This window comes from Clostridium sp. AF36-4, assembly GCF_003435975.1.
GTDB lineage: Bacteria > Bacillota > Clostridia > Lachnospirales > Lachnospiraceae > Eubacterium_F.
Genome location: NZ_QTVH01000055.1, coordinates 1 through 2,788 on the forward strand (window position 1 = coordinate 1; position 2,788 = coordinate 2,788).

General features: G+C 40.5%; 2 protein-coding genes and 1 tRNA gene. 2 read left to right on the forward strand and 1 reads right to left on the reverse strand.

All coding sequences use genetic code 11. The features are described from left to right. Nucleotides 1–130: 130 nt before the first annotated feature. Entirely contained in the window at nt 131–772 is a 642-nt protein-coding gene (thyX, locus tag DW005_RS13455; protein WP_022377582.1) for an FAD-dependent thymidylate synthase, read from the reverse strand. Nucleotides 773–935: 163 nt separating this feature from the next. Here thyX and DW005_RS13460 point away from each other — a divergent pair, with 163 nt between their 5' ends. After that, a complete protein-coding gene (locus DW005_RS13460) occupies nt 936–2,528 on the forward strand; it encodes an Ig-like domain-containing protein (RefSeq protein ID WP_117480182.1) in 1,593 nt (530 codons plus the stop codon). Between the two features lie 80 nt (nt 2,529–2,608). Further along, nucleotides 2,609–2,691: transfer RNA gene (locus DW005_RS13465), tRNA-Leu, on the forward strand. The last annotated feature ends 97 nt before the right edge of the window (nt 2,692–2,788 follow it).

Below are 2,788 nucleotides of genomic sequence, written 5' to 3' on the forward strand. Positions count from 1 at the left end.
CAGCCATCAAACTGCTACGCCTAAAAAGTCTAACATTTGGGGGTCACATCAAATTGATGAGAAAGCGTTGTTTTTTTGTCGGTTCTAAACTTGTTGGCTCCTCCCGCTTCGCGGGCCCCTCCTCATAATATTAATCAATATCATCGAAGAAGATAGGGAGTCTTTTTTTGAATAAGTCGAGGGCAATATTTGCTACTTCGCGCATCTGCGGATGTGCATGAGAGTCACAACGCAGACGGAAGAAGTTACGCCAGGAGCGAAGATTCATTGTCACGACGATTTCTGTCTTTAAACTGTTTGGAAGTACCGAACGGGCTTCCTGTGGTGTGGCACCCAGTTCAATCAGCTCAAAGTAAGATTTCTCTGCATTTTCCATGGCACGCATCCATGCTTCGTATTTCTGTAAATCAGTTTCGTTGTTTAAATCATAAGAAAATCCACCGGCGATATCGATAACAGTAATTTCGTTGCCGAATTTGTCACCGGAGTAGTTACAGTAACGTGTGCTTTCCTGGCTGTAGCTGGCAATGCGGTGGCGTACAATTTCATGGGTAATACCGCGGTCACAAATCATACGGACTGTAACAGCCTCATGTTCGATGACAGATTCATGTCCTCTTTTCAAAATATTGCGGATAAAACGTTCCGCGGACTCTTCTGTAATATTTCCCTCGCTCTTGTAGCATACACGTCCGATTTTCTCTATTTTACGAATCATTTCATCGTAATCTTTCATATCAATAATTTCTACACTGGGTTTTGTTACATTCATGATTCTTCTCCATTCTGTTCATCAATTTCTTAAGGCTAAGTATATAGTATGTGTCAGTTTTTTGCAAGCATAATACATTGACCGGGTTCTTAATTATAGATAAAATATTATCAGGTATTAAAATAAATTAATGCAAAATTATATGTAAAGGGGAAATGTTGGAATGAAAAGCAGAAACAAAGAAATGACAGCGAAAGCAGTACTTATCGCACTTTTGGTAAGTACAGCAGCCAGTCCGTTCCAAAGCAGCATGGCATCATCAAAATCTGCAGCAAAAAAGATTAGTGTGACGCTTAATAAAAAAACACTATCGCTAAAGACCGGACAAAGATTTCGATTGAAAGCGAAAAAGAAACCGGCAAAGGCGAAAGTTTCTTTTTCATCGTCAAAGCGCTCGGTGGTGTCAGTAAATAAAACAGGACTTGTCAAAGCAAAAAAGCCTGGAAAGGCTTCGATTACCGCGACTGTTAAATACAAAGGAAAAAAGAAAAAGGCAGTTTGTAAAGTGAGGGTTGTATCAAAAAAGAAGACAATCAATAAGCAGATACAACCATCTGCACCGGCAGCAAATACACAGCAGCCAACACCAACGGCAACTGTAAAGCCGGTAATAACCGCTCCGACTGCAACACCAAGTGCTACGCCTAAAGGAACACCGCGCGCAACGAAAACACCATCGCCTACGCCGGTAGAAATTACATATAAGGCGGATTATACGGTAGAACTTGGAAGCACCCTTGATGTGAAGAAAGAAGTAAAACCGTCGGAGGGAGTCATTACGGATTATAATGTTTCTACGTCGAATAGTTATGTAGCAATTATTGATGCAAGAGGAAAGATAAAACCTCTGCACATCGGCAAATGTACTCTCGTTTTGACATCAAAGACAGATGATACAAAAAAAGAAACTTATAAACTTTGTGTAACGGATGAATTTGTTGCGGAGGATGGCTATAACTTCTATAAAGAAGATATTGCACATGGCGAGGTGTCAGATTTTACATATCCTTCCCAATACCGTGAAAGCGGCGAAGGGCATGCCAAGATTTATTTTCCACCGGATTATGATCCTAAAAAGAAGACATATAATTTGTTGTTCTGTCTGCACGGTGGCGGACAAAATGAGGATTATTGGACTTGCGGAAGAAAGACTTCAGCCGGAGCCGGATGTCATGCAAACAATATTATGGACTATTTGTATGATACGAAAGAGGCGGAAGAGTGTATTGTAGTATTTCCGAATGGCAACATTAACTATGATAAAAGTAAAACATATCCAAATACAGAGCCTAATCCGGTTGTTCAGAATTCGTGGAGTAACTGTTATTTGTTCGAATATGAAGTGATTTATGATTTGCTTCCGTATATGGAAAAAAATTATCCGGTAAAAAAAGGCGCTGCTCATACAGGTGTGTGCGGGCTGTCTATGGGCTGTGGAGAAGCCATTGAACTGGGGTTAAAACATCCGGATTTGTTCCAGTATATGGGATTCTTCTCGGCTGGACCATTTGCTTCAACCAAGCAGACGATTGTAACGACACAAGAGGATGCCAATCGTCTGAACAGTCAGATTAAGTTGTGTTTCTTTATCACCGGACAGCAGGACCATATGATGGATGATAGTGCAAGAAGATTTGTTAATCAGTGTGATTTGCTTGGGTTAAATAATATGTTTTTGGAAGTAAAAGGAACCGGTCATGATGACAGGTGCTGGGATCGTGCCTTTTATACTTTTATGCAATATGCATTCAAATAAAAATTATTTCAGAAAATGATTGACATTGGTTTTGTTTTTTGGTAATATATTATTCGCTGGCAGTGATTGTCAGCGAAAATGCGGAGTTGCTGGAATTGGCAGACAGGCATGACTAAGGATCATGTGCTCGTAGGGCGTGTGGGTTCAAGTCCCATACTCCGCATGTCATATAGATGCTGTATAGACGATGAAATCGGCTGTACAGCATTTTCTTGTATTGGCAATAAAAATAAACCACCTGCTATGCAGGTGTGTTCCCA